Annotated in this window: 19 protein-coding genes and 1 pseudogene; 9 read left to right on the top strand and 11 right to left on the bottom strand. The window is 72.1% G+C overall.

Going from position 1 to position 18250, the window contains the following annotated elements:
- Positions 1-68: 68 nt before the first annotated feature.
- Entirely contained in the window at positions 69-1223 is a 1155-nt protein-coding gene (locus AC2CJA_RS11940; protein ID WP_484602652.1) for a glycerophosphodiester phosphodiesterase, read from the bottom strand.
- Positions 1224-1469: 246 nt separating this feature from the next.
- Here AC2CJA_RS11940 and AC2CJA_RS11935 point away from each other — a divergent pair, with 246 nt between their 5' ends.
- A complete protein-coding gene (locus AC2CJA_RS11935) occupies positions 1470-2150 on the top strand; it encodes a lysophospholipid acyltransferase family protein (protein ID WP_484602651.1) in 681 nt (226 codons plus the stop codon).
- A 59-nt stretch (positions 2151-2209) separates the two neighbouring features.
- Here AC2CJA_RS11935 and AC2CJA_RS11930 read toward each other — a convergent pair whose 3' ends face one another.
- From AC2CJA_RS11930 to AC2CJA_RS11920, 3 genes are all read right to left on the bottom strand, one after another.
- Complete coding sequence (locus tag AC2CJA_RS11930) at positions 2210-2458, bottom strand: hypothetical protein (protein WP_484602650.1); 249 nt, start codon at positions 2456-2458, stop codon at positions 2210-2212.
- Between the two features lie 257 nt (positions 2459-2715).
- Complete coding sequence (gene argH, locus AC2CJA_RS11925) at positions 2716-4182, bottom strand: argininosuccinate lyase (protein ID WP_484602649.1); 1467 nt, start codon at positions 4180-4182, stop codon at positions 2716-2718.
- A gap of 136 nt (positions 4183-4318) precedes the next feature.
- The gene (locus tag AC2CJA_RS11920) at positions 4319-5515 is read right to left on the bottom strand and encodes an argininosuccinate synthase (protein ID WP_484602648.1); all 1197 of its coding nucleotides are present in this window, start codon (positions 5513-5515) and stop codon (positions 4319-4321) included.
- Positions 5516-5730: 215 nt separating this feature from the next.
- Here AC2CJA_RS11920 and AC2CJA_RS11915 point away from each other — a divergent pair, with 215 nt between their 5' ends.
- From AC2CJA_RS11915 to AC2CJA_RS11905, 3 genes are all read left to right on the top strand, one after another.
- Positions 5731-6318 (top strand): pyridoxamine 5'-phosphate oxidase family protein, encoded by a 588-nt coding sequence (locus AC2CJA_RS11915; RefSeq protein WP_484602647.1) that lies wholly within the window; start codon positions 5731-5733, stop codon positions 6316-6318.
- 62 nt (positions 6319-6380) lie between these two features.
- Entirely contained in the window at positions 6381-6929 is a 549-nt protein-coding gene (locus tag AC2CJA_RS11910; RefSeq protein WP_484602646.1) for a GNAT family N-acetyltransferase, read from the top strand.
- A gap of 222 nt (positions 6930-7151) precedes the next feature.
- Positions 7152-7745, top strand: a complete 594-nt coding sequence (locus tag AC2CJA_RS11905; RefSeq protein WP_484602645.1) for a DUF4158 domain-containing protein — start codon at positions 7152-7154, stop codon at positions 7743-7745.
- Positions 7746-8232: 487 nt separating this feature from the next.
- Here the strand turns inward: AC2CJA_RS11905 and AC2CJA_RS11900 are convergent, their stop codons facing one another.
- Complete coding sequence (locus tag AC2CJA_RS11900; protein ID WP_484602644.1) at positions 8233-9177, bottom strand: IS630 family transposase; 945 nt, start codon at positions 9175-9177, stop codon at positions 8233-8235.
- A 178-nt stretch (positions 9178-9355) separates the two neighbouring features.
- Here AC2CJA_RS11900 and AC2CJA_RS11895 point away from each other — a divergent pair, with 178 nt between their 5' ends.
- The 3 genes from AC2CJA_RS11895 to AC2CJA_RS11885 all read left to right on the top strand — a co-directional run bounded on the left by AC2CJA_RS11895 (position 9356) and on the right by AC2CJA_RS11885 (position 11138).
- Complete coding sequence (locus AC2CJA_RS11895) at positions 9356-10138, top strand: hypothetical protein (RefSeq protein ID WP_484602643.1); 783 nt, start codon at positions 9356-9358, stop codon at positions 10136-10138.
- A gap of 119 nt (positions 10139-10257) precedes the next feature.
- Positions 10258-10392 carry a hypothetical protein gene (locus AC2CJA_RS11890; protein ID WP_484602642.1) on the top strand — a complete coding sequence of 45 codons (135 nt, stop codon included), beginning with the start codon at positions 10258-10260 and terminating at the stop codon, positions 10390-10392.
- Positions 10393-10577: 185 nt separating this feature from the next.
- On the top strand, positions 10578-11138 hold the full coding sequence (locus tag AC2CJA_RS11885) for a GNAT family N-acetyltransferase (protein ID WP_484602641.1): 561 nt from the start codon (positions 10578-10580) through the stop codon (positions 11136-11138).
- A 187-nt stretch (positions 11139-11325) separates the two neighbouring features.
- On the opposite strand, the gene AC2CJA_RS11880 is transcribed toward AC2CJA_RS11885, so the two are convergent.
- From AC2CJA_RS11880 to AC2CJA_RS11855, 6 genes and pseudogenes are all read right to left on the bottom strand, one after another.
- Positions 11326-11886 carry an arginine repressor gene (locus AC2CJA_RS11880; protein WP_484602640.1) on the bottom strand — a complete coding sequence of 187 codons (561 nt, stop codon included), beginning with the start codon at positions 11884-11886 and terminating at the stop codon, positions 11326-11328.
- A 7-nt stretch (positions 11887-11893) separates the two neighbouring features.
- Entirely contained in the window at positions 11894-13138 is a 1245-nt protein-coding gene (locus tag AC2CJA_RS11875) for an acetylornithine transaminase (protein WP_484602639.1), read from the bottom strand.
- Positions 13135-14049 carry an acetylglutamate kinase gene (argB, locus tag AC2CJA_RS11870; RefSeq protein WP_484602638.1) on the bottom strand — a complete coding sequence of 305 codons (915 nt, stop codon included), beginning with the start codon at positions 14047-14049 and terminating at the stop codon, positions 13135-13137. The genes AC2CJA_RS11875 and argB overlap by 4 nt, the downstream gene beginning before the upstream one ends.
- An 80-nt stretch (positions 14050-14129) precedes the next feature.
- Positions 14130-14534: pseudogene (locus tag AC2CJA_RS11865) on the bottom strand (bifunctional ornithine acetyltransferase/N-acetylglutamate synthase); the annotation flags it as partial.
- A gap of 118 nt (positions 14535-14652) precedes the next feature.
- Complete coding sequence (gene argC / locus AC2CJA_RS11860) at positions 14653-15681, bottom strand: N-acetyl-gamma-glutamyl-phosphate reductase (RefSeq protein ID WP_484602637.1); 1029 nt, start codon at positions 15679-15681, stop codon at positions 14653-14655.
- 204 nt (positions 15682-15885) lie between these two features.
- On the bottom strand, positions 15886-16290 hold the full coding sequence (locus tag AC2CJA_RS11855; RefSeq protein WP_484602636.1) for a DUF5997 family protein: 405 nt from the start codon (positions 16288-16290) through the stop codon (positions 15886-15888).
- A 77-nt stretch (positions 16291-16367) separates the two neighbouring features.
- Here AC2CJA_RS11855 and AC2CJA_RS11850 point away from each other — a divergent pair, with 77 nt between their 5' ends.
- A complete protein-coding gene (locus tag AC2CJA_RS11850) occupies positions 16368-17180 on the top strand; it encodes a LysR family substrate-binding domain-containing protein (RefSeq protein WP_484602635.1) in 813 nt (270 codons plus the stop codon).
- Between the two features lie 138 nt (positions 17181-17318).
- Positions 17319-18068, top strand: a complete 750-nt coding sequence (locus AC2CJA_RS11845) for a MerR family transcriptional regulator (RefSeq protein ID WP_484602634.1) — start codon at positions 17319-17321, stop codon at positions 18066-18068.
- The last annotated feature ends 182 nt before the right edge of the window (positions 18069-18250 follow it).

Here is an 18250-nt window from a genome sequence, read left to right as displayed (position 1 = left end):
CGCCCGCATGGGTGACCGCCGCGGCCCGCGCCTCCTTCGGGGAGCGTCCGGACCGGTCCGACCGGCCGTCAGCCCCGGCGGAAGTCCTCCGCGGCCAGCAGGGCGGTGTCCGGCTGGTCGGCGAAGATGCCGTCGATGCCCGTCGCGAAGTACGTCCGCAGTGCGCCGAAGGCGTCCCCGTACGCGTCCGGGTCGGTGCCGCGGCGGAAGTCCGCGGGCAGGAACCGGTTCTCGTTGCGCATGGTGTACGGGTGGAGCAGCAGCCCGCGGGCGTGGGCGTCGCGCACCAGGGTGGTGGGCTCGCCCAGCCGCCCGTCCGCCCGCCGGGGGACGATCAGGTCCAGCGTCGGCCCGATGCCCTGGGCGAAGCCGGAGATCCACCTCAGCCCCTCGGGCGTGACCAGGTCGGCCACGGTGCGCGGGTCGCCGGCCTCGGTGAAGTCCCACGGCCGGGAGGAGGCCGAGGAGAGCAGCACCACGCGCGGGGTCTTCACCAGCCGGCTCATCCGCTCCATGCTGCTCGGCTCGAAGGACTGCAGGAACACGGGGGAATCCGCGCGGTGCCGCCCGTACCGGCGCAGCAGCTTCGCCAGCCGCTCCTCCAGGCCCAGGCCCAGCCCGCGGAAGTAGCCGGGGTGTTTGGTCTCGACGTGGAGCCAGACCGGGCGGCGGCGCCGGCGGCCCTCGCGCTCGGCCCAGCGCAGCACCTCCTCGAAGGACGGGACCGTCCAGCGGCCGTCGTAGAGGGTGTTGTCGGGCCGGGTGCCGGGGATGCGCTCGGTGGCGCGCAGCGTCTTGAGTTCGGCGAGGGTGAAGTCCTCGGTGAACCAGCCGGTGATCTCGGTGCCGTCCACCACCTTGGTGGTCCTGCGACCGGCGAACCGCGGGTGGTCGGCCACGTCCGTGGTGCCGGTGATGTCGTTCTCGTGGCGGCAGACGAGATGGCCGTCCCGGGTGGGCACGAGATCCTGCTCGATGACGTCGGCACCCATGTCGAGGGCGAGTTGGTAGGCCCCCAGGGTGTGCTCGGGCCGGTAGCCGCTGGCGCCGCGGTGGGCGATGACGGCGGGCGCCGGCAGGGCCGTACGGCCCCGGTCCGCACCGCTCCCCCGTCCGCCGTCGGCCGCCGACGCGGCGGCGGCCGGTCCCAGCGCCGCCGCACCCGCGCCCAGCACCGCCGCGCCCAGCACGGCTCTGCGGTCCGGCCTCTGCGCCTGTCCCATGGGCACTCCTCTCGCCTTCACACACCGGTGACTGTCCCGCACCTGACAAGCAACGGAACCCGCGCATGGTAGGTGTGCGTCGCTTCACTGCGGGAGGCCGTACGCGAAACGAGGCGTGAACTGCTGACAAATCGCGCCATCACGGGGTATCCGTGGGACGAACCCGGCGCGCGCCCGCCGGTGGCCGGCGAGTACCGTACTCACCTGCGCGGGTGCGCGCGCTGACCATCACGACCGGAGGGCACGTTGTCCCGTTTCCTGCTCATCAAGGCGCTGCTCGGCCCGCTCCTGCGCGTGCTGTTCCGTCCGCGGGTAGAGGGAGCGGAGCGGATCCCCGGCAGCGGTCCGGTGATCCTGGCCGGCAACCACCTGACCTTCATCGACTCGATGATCCTCCCCATCGTCGTCGACCGGCAGGTCTTCTTCATCGGCAAGGACGAGTACGTCACCGGCAAGAGCCTCAAGGGCCGTCTGATGGCGTGGTTCTTCACCGGCGTCGGCATGATCCCGGTGGACCGCGACGGCGGGCGCGGCGGCGTCGCGGCGCTGATGACCGGCCGCCGGGTACTGGAGGAGGGCAACGTCTTCGGTATCTACCCGGAGGGCACCCGCTCCCCCGACGGCCGCCTGTACCGGGGCCGCACCGGCATCGCCAGGCTGACGCTGATGACCGGCGCGCCGGTCGTCCCGTTCGCGATGATCGGCACCGACCGCGTCCAGCCGGGCGGCAGCGGACTGCCCCGGGTCGGCCCGGGCCGCCGGATCACCGTCCGTTTCGGCGAGCCGCTGGACTTCTCGCGCTACGACGGCATGGACCGTGACCGCTATGTGCTGCGGGCCGTGACCGACGAGGTGATGAGCCATGTGATGCGGCTGTCGGGCCAGGAGTACGTGGACGTGTACGCCACCAAGGCCAAGGCGGCCTGAGGCTCCGCCGGTTCCTCCGTTGCGCCGCTCTCCCCTCCGGCGGGCGGCGCAACGGGGGCTCACCGGGGCGGGCGCCCGCGCGACCCGGTCGGCGCGGCGGCACCTTCGGGAACGCCGTGCGCGAGGACCAGTTTGAGCAGCAGCACCACGGGCAGCCAGGCCATTCCACCCGGTGCGGTGACCAGCGGCGCGATCATGGCCCCCAGGCCGACGGCCCCCAGCGCCACAGGGCGCCGCAGGGGTTCGCGGACCCGGGCCACCAGCACGGAGCCGGTCAGCGCCCAGAGATACCACAGGGCCCCCACCACCAGGGTCCGCCGGTGAGCGGCGCGGCCCGCGGCGCCGCGAACGGACGCGCCTCCTCCGGCACGCCCGGGATCACTTCCTCCGGCGGCATGCCCCAGCCCGGGACCGCCCATGCTTCTCCAGGGCGCCACGGCGGCGGCTCCGGGAGGGCGGCCGCCGGTTCGGGAGGGGCTCGAGGAGGGGAGGCGGCGGGTGCTCCGCAGCCCGGCCCCCAGCGGGCGGAGCACCGCCCCGCCCCTGGCCGGATCCTGGTGTTCGATCAGCTCACGGCGCCCGGGCGGTCCTCCCCGGCCCACTCCCGCTGCCGGGCCAGGTCCTCCTTGATCCCGGCGAGCTGGACGGCGACGGCCGACGGCGCGGTGCCGCCCCGCCCGTCGCGGGAGGCCAGAGCGCCGGAGACGCTCAGCACGGTGCGCACCTCGGGGGTGAGGTGCGGCGAGATCTTCGCGAACTGCCCGTCGGTGAGCTCGTCCAGTTCGGTCCCGGCGGCCTCGCAGACCTTGACGCACTCCCCCGCGATCTCGTGCGCGTCCCGGAACGGCACACCCCGCTTCACCAGCCACTCGGCGACGTCGGTGGCCAGGGAGAAGCCGGCCGGGGCCAGCTCGGCCATCCGCTCGCGGTTGACGGTGAGGGTGGCCATCATCCCGGTGAACGCCGGAAGGAGGATCTCCAGCTGGTCGCAGGAGTCGAAGACCGGCTCCTTGTCCTCCTGCAGGTCGCGGTTGTACGCCAGCGGCAGCGCCTTGAGGGTGGCCAGCAGCCCGGTGAGGTTGCCGATCAGCCGGCCGGACTTGCCGCGCGCCAGCTCGGCGATGTCCGGGTTCTTCTTCTGCGGCATGATCGAGGAGCCGGTGGAGAAGGCGTCGTGGAGGGTGACGAAGGAGAACTCCTTGGTGTTCCAGATGATCACCTCCTCCGCGATCCTGGAGAGGTCCACACCGATCATCGCGGTGATGAAGGCGAACTCGGCGACGAAGTCGCGCGAGGCGGTGCCGTCGATGGAGTTGGCGGCCGAGCCGTGCTCGAAGCCGAGGTCCGCGGCGACGGCGCGGGGGTCCAGACCGAGCGAGGAACCCGCCAGCGCCCCCGACCCGTAGGGCGAGACGGCGGTGCGCGCGTCCCACTGCCGCAGCCGCTCGGCGTCCCGGGACAGCGCCTGGACGTGGGCGAGGACATGGTGGGCGAAGAGGACCGGCTGGGCGTGCTGGAGGTGGGTGCGACCGGGCATCGCCACGTCCGGGTGCGCCTCGGCCAGGGAGACCAGGGCCTCGTTCAGGTCGGCGAGCAGGCCGCCGATGATCCGGGCGTGGTCGCGCAGGTACATCCGGAACAGCGTGGCGACCTGGTCGTTGCGGGAGCGTCCGGCGCGCAGCTTGCCGCCCAGTTCCGGACCGAGACGCTCCAGCAGACCGCGCTCCAGGGCCGTGTGCACATCCTCGTCGGCGACGGTCCCGGTGAAGGTTCCGCCGGCGACGTCGGCCGCCAGGCGGTCGAGACCGGCGAGCATCCTCTCCAGCTCGTCGGCGGTCAGCAGCCCGGCCCGGTGCAGCACACGGGCGTGGGCGCGCGACCCGGCGATGTCGTAGGGGGCCAGTCGCCAGTCGAAGTGGACGGAGGCCGAGAGGGCGGCCAGCGCCTCCGCCGGCCCGTCGGCGAACCGGCCGCCCCACAGCCGTACGTCGCCGCCTGCGGCGGGGGGCGGGGTCTGGGGGGCGTTGGTCATCGCTGCTCCTCGTGCGCTTACCGGTCGTGCTGGGCGGTGTCGGGTCGTGCCGGGCGGGAAGGCGCCCGCCCCCCCCCACCACGGGGCGGAAGAGGCGGGCTGTGTGCGGGCGGTGTGCGGCTGCCGCTGGGGCAGGTTACTGCGCGAGGTCCCGCTTGGCGGCGATCTTGCTGCTCATGCCGAAGATCTCGATGAAGCCCCTGGACATCGACTGGTCGAAGGTGTCGCCGGTGTCGTAGGTGGCCAGGTCGAAGTCGTACAGCGACGTGTGGGAGCGCCGGCCGGTGACGGTGGCCCGGCCTCCGTGCAGGGTCATCCGGATGTCGCCGGACACGTGCTCGTTGGCCTCCTCGACGAAGCCGTCCAGAGCGCGCTTGAGCGGGGAGAACCACATGCCGTCGTAGACCAGTTCGCTCCAGCGCTGCTCGACCTGCCGCTTGTAGCGGGCCAGTTCGCGCTCGACGGTGACGTTCTCCAGCTCCTGGTGGGCGGTGATCAGCGCGATGGCGCCCGGCGCCTCGTAGACCTCGCGGGACTTGATGCCCACCAGGCGGTCCTCGACCATGTCGATCCGGCCCACGCCCTGGGCCCCGGCCCGCTCGTTGAGCTGCTGGATGGCCTGCAGGACGGTGACGGGCCGGCCGTCGAGGGCCACGGGGACGCCCTTGTCGAAGGTGATGACCACCTCGTCGGCCTCGCGCGCGGCGGCCGGGTTCTGCGTGTAGTCGTAGACGTCCTCGACGGGCGCGTTCCAGATGTCCTCCAGGAAACCGGTCTCCACGGCCCGCCCGAAGACGTTCTGGTCGATGGAGTACGGCGACTTCCTGGTGGTGGCGATCGGCAGGCCCTTGTCCTCCGCGAAGGCGATCGCCGCATCACGCGTCATGGCGTAGTCCCGCACCGGCGCGATGCACTTCAGCTCGGGGGCGAGTGAGGAGATGCCCGCCTCGAACCGCACCTGGTCGTTGCCCTTGCCGGTGCAGCCGTGGGCGACGGTGGTGGCGCCGTGCTTCCTGGCGGCGGCCACCAGGTGCTTGACGATGGTCGGCCGGGAGAGGGCGGAGACCAGCGGGTAGCGGTCCATGTAGAGCGCGTTGGCCTTGATCGCGGGGAGGCAGTACTCCTCGGCGAACTCGTCCTTCGCGTCGGCGACCTCGGCCTCGACGGCGCCGCAGGCGAGCGCGCGCTTGCGGATGACGTCCAGGTCCTCTCCGCCCTGGCCGACGTCGACGGCGACGGCCACGACCTCGGCGCCCGTCTCCTCGGCGATCCAGCCGATGCAGACGGAGGTGTCCAGGCCACCGGAGTAGGCGAGTACGACGCGCTCGGTCACGGGGGACTCCTTACGATGCATACGGTGATTAGCATAAGTATGCACTCCTCCGCATGGTTCGTCAAAGCGCGACCGACGGCCGTGGAAACCGCAGGCCGGCGATCTTTCGGCACTCCTGGCGGACCCTGCGGCACCTCGGCCGGTACGGGCGGCGCGGGTGCGGCCCGCGCCGGAAACCACGGGCGCCCGCGCGCACGCGGCGACATGATGCCGTCATGGGAAAGACACACGAACGCATCGACGGACGGCTGCGGGACTTCATCGAGGCCCAGCCCGTCTTCTTCACCGCCACCGCGCCGCTGTCCGGCGACGGCACCGTCAACCTCTCACCCAAGGGGCTGAGGGGTTCCTTCGCGGTCCTCGACGAGCGCACCGTCGCCTATCTCGACTTCGCCGGTTCCAACGCCGAGACCGTCGCCCACCTGCGGGAGAACGGCCGGATCACCCTGATGTGGTGCGCCTTCTCCGGCCCGCCCAACATCGTGCGCGTCCACGGCCGCGGGGAGCCCGTCTTCCGCGACGACCCGCGCTGGAGAGAGCTGATCGGCCGCTTCCCCGACGTCGACCACTCCCGGCACGGCCTGCGCGCGATCGTCGTGGTCACCGCCGAGCTGATCCGCGACACCTGCGGCTACGCCGTGCCGCTGATGACGTACGACAGCGACCGCCCGCTGCACGGCTCGCGCTTCGAGCGCGAGACGGATGAATCGCTGGACGCGTACTTCCACAAGAAAGAGCACGTCGCCACCAGCATCGACGGCCTTCCGGGCCTGCCGCTCCCCCTGCCGCCCACTCCCGCCTGACCGCCCGACCGCCTGTCGGAACGACCTTGCGCCCGGGGGCCCGGAAGGAGTTCCATCAGACGGTGCGAATCGAACACATCAGCAGTGCCGCGCCGGTGATCACCCGTCTGCCGGCCTCCGGAATCCTCGCCGCGGCCCGGGACCTGGCCGCCCTGCTCCGCGACGCCGTCGAGGGCGGCTCCTCGATCGGCTTCCTCGCCCCGCTCGACCTCTTCGAGGCGGCGGCCTGGTGGGAGGGGCTGGCGCCCGAGGCGGCCGAGGGCCGGACGGCGGTGTGGGCGGCCCGGGGGGAGGACGGCCGAATCCTGGGGACCGTGCAGCTCAGGTTCTCCGGCATGCCCAACGGCCGCCACCGCGCGGAGATCGCCAAGCTGATCGTGCACCGGGACGCCCGGGGCCGGGGCCTGGGCCGGCGACTGCTGGCGACGGCCGAACGGGAGGCCGCCGGCGCGGGGATCTCCCTGCTGGTGCTGGACACCCAGACCGGCAGCCCGGCCGAGCACCTCTACCGCTCGGCCGGCTGGACCGAGGCCGGCACGATCCCCGACTACGCCGCCGACACCGAGGGCGTACTCCGGCCCACGACCCTGTTCCACAAGAGACCGCTCTGACGCGGAGTGGCCGGCGGGCGGCGACGCGGCCGCCCGCCGCGCGGAACGGCCCCGGAATCCCAGCTCTGTCCCCGGGGGCAAAGTAACTGACCGGTAGCTTTCAGTGGGTCAGGTCCTCCGTTTCCTGTCGCCGGTCGCCTCGTTGGGCTGATCGAGTGAATCTCGATGATCAACGAGGAAGGGGCGGGACACATGCAGCGGGAGTAGTTGCCGGAGGAGGTCGTGGCGGCCTGGACGCTGGTGGACGGCGACTGGGACCTGGTGGCGAACAAGAGCGGGGCGACGCGCCTGGGCTTCTGCCTGATGCTGAAGTACTTCGAGATCGAAGGCCGCTTCCCTGAGCTCCTCGATGAGTTCCCGCAGCCTGCGGTCGAGTACGTCGCGGGGCTGGCGAAGGTGCCGGCCGAGGACCTTGCGAAGTACGACCTGGCGGGCAGCTCGGCGAAGATTCACCGCAGGCAGATCCGCGAGGCGTTTGGTTTCCGCCCTGCGACCCGGGCGGATGAGGAGCGGCTGATCGCCTGGCTGGCGGCTGAGGCGTGTCCGGTGGAGCTGGTGGAGGATCGGCTGCGCGATGCCCTGCTGGTGCACAGTGCCGGGCGGAGCGTATTGAGCCGCCGGGGCGTGTGGAGCGGATCGTCGCCGCGGCCCAGGCCCGGGCGGAGAAGGCGTTCTGCACGCGGACCGCGGAGCACCTGGGTGGGGCCGGGGCGGGTCGGCTGCTGGCGTTGGTGGCTGAGGGCAACGAGGCGGGCGCGACGCCGCTGGCGGCGCTCAAGCGCGACCCGGGTGCGGTGGGACTGGATTCGCTGCTGACGGAGATCACCAAGCTGAACGATGTGCGCAAGCTGGGCTTGCCGAGCGGGCTGTTCGCGGACTGCTCGGAGAAGCTGCTGGCCGCTTGGCGGGCGCGGGCGATCAAGATGTATCCCTCGGACTTCCGCGACACCGCCGAGGAGGCGCGGATCACGCTGCTGGCCGTGTTGTGCTCGGCCCGGCAGGCGGAGGTCACCGATGCGCTGGTGGAGCTGCTGATCGCGCTGGTCCACAAGATCAACGCCCGCGCCGAGCAGCGGGTGGAGAAGCAGCTCGCCGCGGAGCTGAGGAAGGTCCGGGGCAAGGAGGGCATCTTGTTCAAGCTCGCGGACGCGGCGATCGGAGCGCCGGAGGAGAAGGTCCGCACGGCCCTGTATCCGGTGGTGGGCGAGAAGACGCTGCGGGACCTGGTCGCGAAGGCGAAGGCGAACGAGAAGGTGTTCAAGGCGAAGGTCCGCACCACCTTGCGCTCGTCCCACAGCTCCTACTACCGGCAGATGCTGCCGCCGCTGCTGAAGACTCTGGGCTTCAAGTGCAACAACACCATTCCAAACCAGATCTCGATCTGGTTCAGCCATGAGGAGCCGATGGGGGTGGAGTGGAAGTGGACGTGCGGGTTCTTGGCCAGCCACTCCTTGACCTCCGCGGTGGTGTGCGTGGAGAGGTTGTCCAGGACAACATGGACATCCTTCCCGGTGTGAGGTTCCACCGCCTTCTTCAAGAAGGCCAGGAAGTCCTTGCCGTTCCGGGTCGGCCTGCACTCGCCGGACACTTCTCCGGTGGTCACGTTCAGGGCGGCGAACAGGTTCGTGGTGCCGTGCCGGACGTAGTCGGCGGTGCGCTTCTCATGTGCGGCGAACGCGACGGGCAGTACCGGCTGGGTCCGGTCCAGCGCCTGGATCTGCGTCTTCTCGTCGATCGAGAGGACCACCGCACCGCCCGGAGGGGCCAGGTAGAGGCCGATCACGTCGGCCACCTTCTCCGCGAACGCGGGGTCTTTGGAGATCTTGAAGGTGCCGGACCGGTGCGGCTTCAGGTGTTCTTCCCGCCAGACGCGCGCGACGTAGTGCCAGGACACGGTGATGTCCTCGGTCCGCTTCAGGTACTTCGCCAACCCCCGGGTGGACCATTGCGAAAGACCGGTGCTGTCCGGCGGCGTCATACGCGTCAGCGCGATCACACGGGACCGCACCCGGGCCGGTACCTGTTCCCGTGCGCCACCGGGACGCTCCCCTTCCAGTCCGGCCAGGCCCCGTTCGGCATAGCGGGTCTTCCAGCGGTCCACCGTCGGCAGCGACACCCCAAGCAGCTCGGCAATGTCCTTGCGTCGCCGCCCCTCGCCCGACCACAGCACGATCCGGCCCCGCGTGGCTATATCCGCAGGCACGTCCCTGCTGTTCACCAACTCCCGCAACTCGGCGGCCTGTTCCACGGAGAGCTCCATAGCAAGCAACCCTGCCGCACAAGATCAAGTAACGCTGACGGAATCACGAGACACTAGTAAAGAGTGTGTCGCCGCTATGAGGCGACAGTGAGGAGCCAGCGTGCCGGCGCGCAGTAGCTCAGCAGTACCGGGCGTCGCGCCCGCAAGTCCCCGGAGTGCGGGCACCATGTTCGCTGCTCTCTACGGCACGCTGGCTCCGCTCCCATGGCGTGACGCCGAGTCAGTGCCCGATGCCCACTCGCTGTTCTACGACCGATCAGTCGCCATGGGCTGGCTCGACGACAGATCGGCCGGGGGCGGCCCCGAAGACAGCATGATCCGCGCGCCCGGGCTGTGGGGCATGAACGACGCCGGGTGGCACCATCCACTCGCCGCTGCGGGAACAGGGCTGATCTCGTGGTTTCAAGTCGAGGCCAGCATGGTGGCCGACGACCGGCCACTACCGGTGCAGCCGTTCCTGCAGTGCGCCGAAGCCGCGACAGCGCGAGCCGGCACCCTTAGCTTGTCTACGGTCCAGGTTCTCCTGCCGGTACAGGGGCTTGACCCCGCAACGCGTCCACCGTACGCGCCCGTACCGTCGATGCAGACCATGGCGTGGTTCACCGAGTGTGCCCCGGAAGCGGCAACTCCAGTGGAGATCAACATCAACAGTGGCCGGGACCGTTCAGTCCCCGCCGTCGCACAGCAGCTCGCCGACCAGGTCGGCCAGCTTGCCCATGGCGTATTCGGATACGGTTCCCACGAGATCGTTGGCCGGGACGCTCTCGTCCCCCCTCCGTTCGACGACCGCTTCTGGAACGGCCCGCCCCTGCACGGCGTGGCTTTGCGTGGAGAGCTCTCGGAGTGGACGGTGGATGCGATCGGCTGGGTCAGCGAGGTGATCGCCGACATCAGCGCCCGCCTCGATGTCCGATCCCCTCTCCTGATCACGGTCTCGCGCGCGCCGTAGGGCAGGGGGCAGACGACCCCCTTGCCTGCCCCACCCTGTGTTCGACAAGCGGGCCCGTTTCATAGGTGGTAGCTCGTGAAACAGGCGATCACCCGGCGGTCCACCTGCGCGATCAAGAGATGAGTCCGCGCGACATCGCCACCCGCCTCGTCATCACCACCGGCAAGAGGAAGGGACAGCACCCCTCACCCGCCACCGTCATGCGCATGCTGCGAGAACACGACGAACGGACCACCGCAGCAACACACACCTGAACATCAAGCAGGGCTACTTTGCCTCTGGGGACAGAGCTGGGATTCCGGGGCCGGAACCGGCCGTTTCCGCGCGGCGGGCGCCCCCGGCGCGACGAAGGGTCCGATCATGGCTGTCACCGGGACCGGCGCGAGCGCCGCAACCGCACGCCCCCACCACCCGCGAGCGACCTTCCGAGGAGCCTTCCATGTTCAGCACCCCTCTCGGCGACGGCGCGGAGCTGTGCCCCCTGGAGCCGTGGCAGGCGGCGGAACTGGCCGCGTACACCGACCGGGTGCGCGGCCATCTGGCGCCCTGGCTGCCGTGGGCGCGCACCGTCACCGACACCGCCTCGGCCCGGACCTTTCTCCAGCGGTACGCGGACAAGCAGGCCGCGGACGAGGGCCGGATCTGCGGCATCCGGCGGGGCGGCGAACTGGTGGGCGGCATGCTCCTGCGGAGGCTCAGCGTCTCCGAGGGCTCCTGCGAACTGGGGGCCTGGCTGGCGCCCGAGGCGCAGGGGCGCGGACTGGTCACCACCGCCGCCCGGCACATGATCGGCTGGGCGGTCGGGGTACGCGGTCTGGCACGGGTGGAGTGGATGGTCTCCCCCGAGAACGCCCCCAGCATCGCGGTGGCCCGGCGGCTGGGGATGACGCACGAGGGCACCCTGCGCGGTGTGTTCCCCATGGGCGGCCGCCGTCACGACCTCCAGGTCTGGTCGCTGCTGGCGCACGAGCGGCAGGCGACGTCCCGAAGAGGCGCCTGACGTCCTCCCGGGCGTCCCACACTCCGCAGTCCCCTCCGTTCCCGTGCCGGCTCGGGATCCGCTTCCCGGGTCTCTCCCCAGACCACCGCGTTTCACCCCGCACACGGTCTTCACAGCCTTCCGTGCCGGACAGAGCGGTGTCATGGCGGCAGCCGGGCACCCTGGCCCAACTCACTTGCCCGAAAAGCTAGTTGGAGTTGCGCGATGGGGAATTCCGCTGTGCCAGCCGCAGCAGGTGGTCGGCCAGCTCCTGCCCGCCGGTGGGGTGGCGGCTGATCAGCAGCAGGGTGTCGTCGCCCGCGATGGTGCCGATGATGTCGTGCACCTCCGCCTGGTCGATGGCCGAGGCGAGGAACTGGGCGGCGCCGGGCGGGGTGCGAAGCACCACCAGGTTGGCCGACGCCTCCGCGGAGATCAGCAGTTCGCCCGCCAGCCGCGCCATCCTCGCCTCGCTCGCGGACTCCCCCAGCGGGGCCCGGGGCGTGCGGTCCCCGCCCTCGCCGGGAACCGCGTAGATCAGCTCGCCCCCGGTGTTGCGGATCTTCACCGCGCCCAGCTCGTCCAGATCCCGGCTGAGCGTCGCCTGGGTGACGCTCAGCCCGTCGTCGGCGAGCAGCTTGGCGAGCTGGCTCTGGGACCGGACCGGCTCGCGGTTCAGGATCTCCACGATCCGGCGGTGCCGGGCCGTACGCGTGTGGGGTACGGCCGGGCCGCCGTGGTTGCCGCCCTGCGCCTGCGCCTCGGTCATCGTCTCGTCAGTCTCCGGCTCGTCGGGGCCCGCCGGCGGTGTCGAGGACGGCGGGGAGGGACCGGACCAGCGCGTCCGCCTCGGCTTCGCCGATGATCAGCGGCGGTGCCAGCCGGACGACGTCCGGGGCGCACGCGTTCACCAGGAAGCCCGCGTCCTGGGCAGCCTGCTGCACCTGGGGTGCGACGGGTTCGGTCAGTACGATACCCAGCAGCAGCCCGGCGCCGCGGACCTGGCCGACCAGCGGGTGTCCCAGGGCCCGGACACCGTCGCGCAGCCGGCTGCCGATCCTCTTGACCTGGTCGAGGAGCCCCTCGGAGGCGATGGTGTCCAGGACGGCGAGCGCCGCCGCGCAGGAGACCGGGTTGCCGCCGAAGGTGGAGCCGTGGTGGCCGGGGCCCAGCAGTTCGGCGGCCTCGCCGAAGGCGACCGTGGCGCCGATGGGCAGCCCGGCCCCCAGTCCCTTGGCGAGCGTGACGACATCGGGCCGCACCCCCTGCGCCTGGCAGGCGAACCAGTGCCCGGTGCGGCCGATGCCCGTCTGGACCTCGTCGAGCACCAGCAGGGAACCGGTGGCGGCGGTGATCTCGCGGGCCGCGGCCAGATAGCCCTCGGGCGGGACGACGACGCCGTTCTCGCCCTGGAGCGGCTCGACGATCACCAGCGCGGTCTCCTCGGTGACGGCCGCCCGCAGCGCGTCGGCGTCGCCGTAGGGGACGTGGGTGACCTCACCGGGCAGCGGGAGGAAGGGGTCTCGCTTGGCGGGCTGACCGGTCAGCGCGAGGGCGCCCATGGTGCGGCCGTGGAAGCCGCCCTCGGTGGCGACCATGTGTGTCCGGCCGGTCCGGCGGCCGATCTTGAACGCCGCCTCGACGGCCTCCGCACCGGAGTTGGAGAAGTAGACGCGTCCCGCGCGGTCGAAGAGCTGGAGCAGCCGTTCGGCCAGGGCGACCGGGGGTTCGGCGACGAAGAGGTTGGAGACGTGGCCGAGGGTGGCGATCTGCCCGGAGACCGCGCGGACGACCGCCGGGTGGGCGGTGCCGAGCGAGTTGACGGCGATGCCGCCGACGAAGTCCAGGTACTCCCTGCCGTCGGCGTCCCACAGCCGGGCGCCCTCTCCGTGGGTGATCGGGACGCGGGGGGTGCCGTAGTTGTCCATCAGCGCGTCCTGCCAGCGCCGGGTGAGGCCGGCGTTGCCGGGCGGGGCGTCGTGCGTGGCGGTGCCCGTACGGGTGCCTGTGGTGTCGTTCACGCCCGCTTCTCCCTCTCCGGCGCGGCGCCGTCCGGCACGACCATGGTTCCGATCCCCTCGTCGGTGAAGATCTCCAGCAGGATGGAGTGCTGGACGCGCCCGTCGATGACCCGGGCGGTGTTGACGCCGTTGCGCACGGCGTACAGACAGCCCTCCATCTTGGGCACCATGCCGCTGGCCAGGTCCGGCAGCAGCTTCTCCAGCTCGCTCGCGGTCAGCCGGCTGATCACGTCGTCACTGCGCGGCCAGTCCTCGTAGAGGCCCTCGACGTCGGTGAGCACCATCAGCGTCTCGGCGCCGAGCGCGGCGGCGAGGGCCGCGGCGGCGGTGTCGGCGTTGATGTTGTAGACGTGCCCGTCGTCGGCACTGCGGGCGATGGAGGAGATCACCGGAACGCGGCCGTCGTCCAGCAGGGCCTGGACGGCTCCCGCGTCGACCTCGGTGATCTCGCCGACGCGGCCGATGTCCACCTTCTCGCCGTCGATGTGCGCGTAGCGCTTGGTGGCGGTCAGGGTGTGGGCGTCCTCGCCGGTCATGCCGACGGCGAGCGGGCCGTGCCGGTTGAGCAGGCCGACCAGTTCTCGCTGCACCTGGCCGGCCAGCACCATGCGCACGACGTCCATCGCCTCGTCGGTGGTGACGCGCAGTCCGGCCTTGAACTCGCTGACCAGGCCGAGCCGGTCGAGGTGAGCGCTGATCTGCGGCCCGCCGCCGTGGACGACGACGGGCTTGAGACCCGCGTGCCTCAGGAAGACCACGTCCTGGGCGAACGCGGCCTTCAGGTCCTCGTCCACCATGGCGTTTCCGCCGAACTTGACGACCACGGTCTTCCCGTGGTGGCGGGTCAGCCAGGGCAGTGCCTCGATGAGGATCTGGGCCTTTGGCAGGGCGGTGTGCCTACGTGTACTCATGACGAATAAGCGCTGTTCTCGTGGACGTAGTCGGAGGTGAGGTCGTTGGTCCGGATGACGGCGGACTCGGTGCCCGCCGCCAGGTCGCCGCAGGCGGTCCGCACGGCCTCGGCGAACTCCTCCGCCTGCGGGGCGGCCCCCGAGGCTCCGGAGGCCAGCAGCAGCACGGTGTCGTTGGTGGACATGCAGCTGTCGGGGTCGACGCGGTCGAAGGTGGTACGGGTGGCCTCGCGCAGTGCGGCGTCCAGTCCGGGGGTGTCCACGTCGCCGCCGGAGTTGAGGACCACCGCGGACACCTGCCCACCCCTGAGCACCTGCTCGGACCAGAGGACGGGGGCGGCCTTGACCCGGTTGGAGGTGAACACACCGGCGGCGGCCAGGCGCGGCCCGGTGTTGACGACCAGAGCCAGGTCGGGGTCGCCGTTGTCCTTGATCCCGGCGGCGATCCCCGCCGCGGTGAATCCCTTGGCAGCGGTGACGCTCACGGTGTCTTCCTCTTCCCTTCCCCACCCGCACGGCACGGCGCGGGCATCATCGCCGTCGGCAGCGCACCGGCGGCCGCGTACGTACCGCCCGCCGTCGCCGGCGGGCGCCTCCGCCGGCTCACGGGGCGACCCCGGTGACGGGGAGGCCCGTCTCCTCGGGAAGGCCGAGGGCGATGTTCATGCTCTGCACCGCGCCGCCCGCCGTGCCCTTGGTCAGGTTGTCGATGGCGCTGACGGCGACCACGCGGTCGGCCGCCTCGTCGTACGCGACCTGGAGCAGCGCGCTGTTCGAGCCGTAGACGGCGGCGGTGGACGGCCACTGGCCCTCGGGCAGCAGATGGACGAACGGCTCGGCGGCCAGCGCCTTGTCGTAGGTCTCGCGCAGCCGGTCGGCGGTCAGGCCGGGCCGGGCCCTGGCGGTGCAGGTGGCCAGGATGCCGCGGGACATCGGGGCGAGCGTCGGAGTGAAGGAGACGGTGACCGGCCCGTCCGCGACGGCCGAGAGGTTCTGGGCCATCTCGGGGGTGTGCCGGTGGACGCCGCCGACGCCGTAGGGGCTCATCGAACCCATCACCTCGCTGCCCAGCAGGTGGGGCCTGGGCGCCTTGCCCGCGCCCGAGGTGCCGGTGGCCGCGACCACCACCACGTCGGGCTCGACCAGACGGGCCCCGAACGCCGGAAAGAGCGCGAGTGTCACGGCCGTCGGATAGCAGCCGGGGACCGCGACGCGCCGGGACCCCGTCAGCGCGTCGCGTGCCCCCGGCAGCTCGGGGAGGCCGTACGGCCAGGTGCCGGCGTGCGGCGTGCCGTAGAAACGCTCCCAGTCCCCCGGATCCCTCAGCCGGAAGTCGGCCCCGCAGTCGATGACCAGCACCTCGTCGCCGAGCTGCTCGGCGACGGCCGCGGACTGGCCGTGCGGCAGGGCGAGGAAGACCACGTCGTGACCGGTCAGCGTCTCCACCGTGGTGACTTCCAGCACACGGTCGGCCAGTGGCGGCAGATGCGGCTGAAGCGCGCCCAGGCGCTGCCCGGCGTTGGAGTTGCCCGTCAGCGCCCCGACCTCGACACCGGGGTGCCCGGCCAGCAGGCGCAGGATCTCGCCTCCCGCGTAGCCGCTCGCTCCCGCCACTGCCGCCCGCACTGCCATGGAATCCTCCTCATCGACAGCATGACTATACATATGGCGGCAGTTTTATGCAATGAGCGCATGTCGCGGCGCCGGGGAGCGAGGGAAGACGCCCGTGAAGACGCCCGGCCCGGGGGGGGGGGCGGGGGGGGGGGCCGCCGCCGGCGCGGGGGCGGGGGGCGGGGGCCGGGGCGCCCGTCCCCCGCCGTACGGCGGGGGACGGGATCAGGGGCGCGGCGGGCGGGGCTGGTCCTCCTGCTCCGCCTTCCGCTCCTTCAGGCGCGCCGCCTCCTTGCGGACCTCCGCCTGGGTGGCGCGCTCCTTCCGCAGCCACTCGGGGTTCTCCGCCTTCAGCGCCTCGATCTGCTCGGTGGTCAGGGGGTCGGTGATCCCGCCGCGCGCGAGTCCCGAGTTGGAGACGCCCAGCTTCGCCGCGACCACCGGGCGGGGGTGCGGTCCGTCGCGCCGCAGCTCCCTCAGCCACTCGGGCGGGTCGGTCTGCAGCGCGTTCAGTTCCGCGCGTGAGACGACGCCCTCCCGGAACTCGGCGGGGGTGGCCTCGAGGTACACGCCCAGCTTCTTCGCCGCGGTGGCGGGCTTCATCGTCTGGGCGGTCTGCTGCGACTTCATGGGGTCCAGGGTATCGAGCGCCCGCGGCTCCTCCCGCCACCCGGCCCCCGGCCCCCGGCCCCCGGTAGCCTGGCCCGGTGAACGGCTCGGAAGCACCCTCCTCGTTCCGGCTCGCGTACGTCCCGGGAGTGACGCCCACCAAGTGGGTGCGGATCTGGAACGAGCGACTGCCGGATGTCCCGCTCGGCCTCGTCCAAGTGCCCGCAGCCGAGGCGGCCGGCGTGCTGCGCGACGGCGGCGCCGACGCGGGCTTCCTGCGGCTGCCCACCGACCGTACGGATCTCAGCGCGATCCCCCTCTACACCGAGACCACGGTGGTCGTGGTCCCCAAGGACCACCTGGTGACCGCCGTCGAGGAGGTGTCCGCCGGGGAGCTGGACGAGGAGACCGTGCTGCACCCCCTCGACGACACCCTGGAGTGGGAGCGCCCGCCGGGACGGCCCGCCCTCGAGCGCCCCGCCACGACGGCGGACGCCATCGAGCTGGTGGCGGCGGGTGTGGGACTGCTCGTCGTGCCGCAGTCGCTCGCCCGGCTGTACCACCGCAGGGACCTCACCTACCGGCCCGTCACGGACGCCCCCCAGTCACGCGTCGCGCTGTCGTGGCGGGAGGACCGGACCACCGATCTCGTGGAGGACTTCATCGGGATCGTCCGGGGGCGGACCGTCAACAGCACCCGGGGCCGCCGCCCCGCCGCCGAGGGGGCCGGGCCGGGCGGGCGGGAGAAGCGGGACAAGGAGAAGCCGGGGCGTCCGGACGGGAGTGGCGCGCGGCGGAGGTCCGTGGGAGGCGGGCAGTCCGGCCGGGGCGTCCGGCGCGGCTCCGGCGGCTCGAGGGGTTCCGGCGGCGCCGGGGGCGGTCGGCGCGGCAGGCCCCGCCGCAGGTCGTAGCGCCTTCGCCGCGCCCCTCACCGCGCTCTCGCGGCCTTCGGGGGCGGGCCCTCGGCGCCGGGCTTGCGGTTGACGCCGCGTAAACCCCTAGCGTCGTCGGCACCGACCAGATCACCGAGGACCCGGAGGCGGCAGGCGATGGAATGGTCCATTCAGGAGATCGCCCGCTCGGCCGGGACCACCAGCCGCACCCTGCGCCACTACGACGCCGTGGGGCTGCTGCGTCCCAGCCGGATCGGGCACGGCGGGATCCGCTACTACGACGAGCGCGCGCTGGTACGGCTCCAGCGGATCCTGCTGCTGCGCGAGCTCGGCGTGGGGCTGACCGCCATCTCCGAGGCGCTCGACGGGCAGCGGGACGCGGCCGCCGCGCTGCACACCCATCTGGAGCTGCTCGAACGGGAGCGGGAGCGCCTGGGTCGGCAGATCGAGTCGGTGCGGAAGACGTTGGCCAGGATGGAAGGAGGCGAGCCCCTGATGCCCCGGGAGGCTCTCGACGGTTTCGACCACACCAGGTACGAGGACGAGGTGATCGAACGCTGGGGCCGCGACGCCTTCGAGCGTGGCGACCGCTGGTGGAGCTCGCTGACGGAGGAGGGCAGGAAGTCCTTCCAGCAGCGCCAGATCGACATCACCACCGACTACGCCCGCGCCCACCGGGCCGGTCTCGCACCGGACAGCGAGGAGGTGCTCGCGATCACCCGGCGGCACTACGAGTGGGTCTCCGCCGGCTGGCAGGGCAGGCGGCCGGACGCGGAGCAGTTCGCCGGGCTCGGGCAGATGTACGTCGACGACCCGCGCTTCACCGCCACGTACGACCAGTACGGCGAGGGCACGGCGGCCTTCGTCAGGGACGCCATGGGCGCCTACGCCGAGCGGGAGCTGTAGGCCTGCCCGGGCGGGAACGGGGGGGGGGGGGGGGGGGGCCCCCCCCCCCCCCCCCCCCCCCGGGGCCCCCCCCCCCCCCCCCCCCCCCCCCCCCCCCCCCCCCCCGGCCCGGCGCGCCCCCGGGACCGGATCAGCCGTGCCAGGACCGCCACAGCGCGGCGTAGGCGCCGCCGGCGGAGACC

Source organism: Streptomyces sp. ATLC9 (assembly GCF_057196705.1).
Note: the sequence above shows the minus strand (reverse complement) of the source record. Positions and strands in the feature narration are given on the sequence as shown.